3 protein-coding genes are annotated in these 2,963 nt (G+C 77.8%); 1 reads left to right on the top strand and 2 read right to left on the bottom strand.

The features are described from left to right. Positions 1-141: 141 nt before the first annotated feature. Both ADY01_RS34560 and ADY01_RS34555 read right to left on the bottom strand, forming a co-directional pair. The gene (locus tag ADY01_RS34560) at positions 142-1,041 is read right to left on the bottom strand and encodes a glycosyltransferase family 2 protein (RefSeq protein WP_049580741.1); all 900 of its coding nucleotides are present in this window, start codon (positions 1,039-1,041) and stop codon (positions 142-144) included. After that, positions 1,028-1,909 (bottom strand): glycosyltransferase family 2 protein, encoded by an 882-nt coding sequence (locus ADY01_RS34555; protein WP_234320535.1) that lies wholly within the window; start codon positions 1,907-1,909, stop codon positions 1,028-1,030. Before ADY01_RS34555 ends, ADY01_RS34560 begins: the two co-directional genes overlap by 14 nt. Before the next feature lie 91 nt (positions 1,910-2,000). Here ADY01_RS34555 and ADY01_RS34550 point away from each other — a divergent pair, with 91 nt between their 5' ends. Continuing rightward, positions 2,001-2,936 carry a polysaccharide pyruvyl transferase family protein gene (locus ADY01_RS34550; RefSeq protein WP_049580738.1) on the top strand — a complete coding sequence of 312 codons (936 nt, stop codon included), beginning with the start codon at positions 2,001-2,003 and terminating at the stop codon, positions 2,934-2,936. Positions 2,937-2,963: the final 27 nt, after the last annotated feature.

Here is a 2,963-nt window from a genome sequence, read left to right as displayed (position 1 = left end):
GCTGTGGGGCCCGCCGCCCGGTCCCCGCCACCGCGCGCTCTGGCACGGCCCGCCCTCGGGCGACCCGCACGGGACGGCCCCGGACGCGCGGCTGCTGCGGATCACCCCGGCCGAGGTGCTGGCGGCCCTGCGGACGCTCGGTCAGCCCACGTAGCGGCGGGCCGTCGAGGCGCGCTGGGTGCGTTCCAGGGTGCGCAGGCGGGCCTCCACCTCCGGGGGAACCGGGCGGCGCGTCCGCAGGACCCAGGGGAGGCCCGCCGCCGCGCGGAGCAGGGCGGCGGCGGTCGCGCCGTCCCTGGGGACCGTCCGCAGCAGGTGCGCCGTGCGGCGCAGCGCGGGCCGCGCGGGGCGGCGCAGCCAGGTGAACCACAGCGTGTTGCGGATGCCGTCCGCCCGCCGCCGCGTCGCGTCCCGGACGGCCGAGGGCGCGTGGTGGATGGTCAGGCTCTCGTCGAACAGCAGCCACCAGCCGCGCGCCATCAGGTCGGCCGCCAGCAGCTCCTCCTCCCCGCCCAGCCACAGCCGGGGCGAGAAGCCGCCCGCCTTCCGGAACGCGTCGGTCCGCAGCACGGTCGCCGCCGCGAGGAAGGAGCCCAGCGCCGGCCCCGGCAGCCAGCCGGGCCTGGGCAGCGGCGAGGAGCGCAGCTCCTCCACGATCGGGTCCTCGACGCCCCCGGGCTCGACCAGGATCCGCGCGGTCACCGCCGCCACCGCGGGGTGCGCGTCCAGCAGATCGGCCGCCGTCGCCAGCGACCCCGCGTCCCACCAGGTGTCGTCGTCGCAGAACGCGACATAGGGCGAGGTGACCTCGCGGACGGCGAGGTTGCGGCCGACCGCGCCGAGGTTCCCGCCCGGGGTCAGCACCCGCGTCTCCGGGTGGTGGCGGGCCACGGCCTCGGCCGTGCCGTCGGTGGAGCCGTTGTCGGTGACCAGGACCCGGGGGCGCTCAGGCAGCGCCGCCAGCCGGTCCAGGGTGTGGAGCAGCTCGGTGCGGCGGTCGCGGGTGATGATCACCACGGAGGTGCGGTCATCCGGTGGCATGGCCGTGCTCCAGGCGCTCCAGGCGGCGGACGTTCGCCTCCACCTCGGCGGGCAGCATCCTGCGGCCCCTGAGCGCCGCGGGCAGCCGCGGCGCCAGCTGGGCCAGCGCCCGCCACGCCGCGCGGTCGCCCGGCGCGTCGCGCACCAGCCGCCAGGTGTCGCGCAGCGCGACCGGCAGCGGGCGGCGCAGCCAGGAGGTGAGGACCTCGTTGCGGCGCACCAGCGTGGAACGCCGCGCCCTGGGGTCGGCCGCGGGGTGGTGGACGGCGGTGACCTCGGGCGCGTAGCAGACGTCCCAGCCCGCCGCGGCGAGGTCGTAGGCGAGCAGGGTCTCCTCGGCGCCGAAGAACAGCAGGGGGTGGTAGCCGCCGACGTCGAGGAACGCGGAGCGGCGGGCCACCGCGGCGCAGCCGAGGAACCCGAGCACGGCGGGACCCGGCAGCCCCGGGCGCGGGTCGAGGGGGGACTCGGCGAGCGCGGTGTTGAGCGGGTCGGGGGCGCGGCCGGGGCCCACCAGGGTGCGCGCGGCGACCAGGCCGAGCCGCGGGTTGGCCTCCATCAGCTCGACGGCGGCGGCCAGCGACCCCGGCTCCCACCAGGAGTCGTCGTCGCTGAAGGCGACATAGCGGGCGGGGAGCGCGAGCACCCCGTCGTTACGGGCCAGGGCGCCGCGGTTGGCGGGGAGCCGCAGGACGTCGACGCCCGGGTAGCGGTCGGCGAGCAGTTCGGACGTGCCGTCGGTGGAGGCGTTGTCCACGACGGTCACCGGCGGGCGCTCCGGCAGGGACGCCAGCCGGTCCAGCGTGGTGACCAGGCTGGACGAGCGATTCCGGGTGGCGATGACCACCCCCACCAGGGGTGCTGACACGGGCGCCGAGTGCCCAGGGCGGGTGGGTCCAAACGGGGGCAACGAGGGCCGGGACCCGTTTCGGCGGTGCCGCGGAGGGGACTCGGCCCGGATGACGAGCGACGGCGGGCGAACCCTCCTGACCGGGTGGTTCAGTTTTGTGGACGGGGAGGCGACGGCCGGGGACCTGCTGGCCCTGGACCGGGTGCGGCAGGTGCTGGACCGGGCGGGCGTGACGTACGACATCGCGTGGAGCCCCGGCTTCCAGCCCGCGGGGCCCGCGCTGGCGGATGTGAACCCGGGTGACTACACGCGCCTGGTCTTCGTGTGCGGCCCCGTGCACGGGCCGCTCCTCGCCGAGCTGCACGAGCGCTTCGCGCACGCGCGCCGGGTCGCCGTGGGCGTGTCGGTGATCGGCGAGGACGATCCGGCGCTGACCGGCTTCCACGAGGTGCTGGCGCGCGACGGCGCGGGCCGGGAGCCGACGCGCGACCTGTCGCTGCGGGCGCCGCGCGGCACGCCGACGCCGGTGGTGGGCGTGCTGCTCACCCAGGGCCAGCGGGAGTACGGGGAGCGGCGGATGCACGACGCCGTCGGCGACACCGTACGCACCTGGCTGGCGGGCAAGGACTGCGCGCCCGTGGTGCTGGAGAGCAGACTCGACAGCAGGGACGGGCTCCTGCCCGGGACGGCCGAGCAGTTCCAGTCGGTGGTCGAACGCCTCGACGCCGTCGTCACCGATCGGCTGCACGGGCTGGTGCTGGCGCTGCGCGGCGGGGTGCCGCCCATCGCGGTGGACCCGGTGAGCGGCGGCGCCAAGGTCTCGGCGCAGGCGAGGGCGTGCCGCTGGCCCGCGCTCGTCCCGGCGGAGCGGGTGGACGCCCGCCGACTCGACGTCTGGCTCACCTGGTGCCTCGACCGCGGCCGGGTGGCCGCGCGGCGGCGCCAGGAGGAGCTGTCCTCGGCGCCCGACCCGGCCGACGCGCTGATCGCCGCGCTCGGTCCGCCCGGAGCCGGAGCGGAGGACCGGCTCCGCACCGCCGGGTGACCCCCCCCCCCCCCCCCCGGCCCGCAC

It is taken from the genome of Streptomyces sp. SBT349, assembly GCF_001083795.1.
In the GTDB taxonomy this organism is placed as follows: domain Bacteria; phylum Actinomycetota; class Actinomycetes; order Streptomycetales; family Streptomycetaceae; genus Streptomyces.
Note: the sequence above shows the minus strand (reverse complement) of the source record. Positions and strands in the feature narration are given on the sequence as shown.

Excerpts from the sequence above, each read along its gene's own strand:
- ADY01_RS34560 (WP_049580741.1), bottom strand. The coding sequence starts at position 1,041 with ATGCCACCGGATGACCGCACCTCCGTGGTGATCATCACCCGCGACCGC.
- ADY01_RS34550 (WP_049580738.1), top strand. The coding sequence starts at position 2,001 with ATGACGAGCGACGGCGGGCGAACCCTCCTGACCGGGTGGTTCAGTTTT.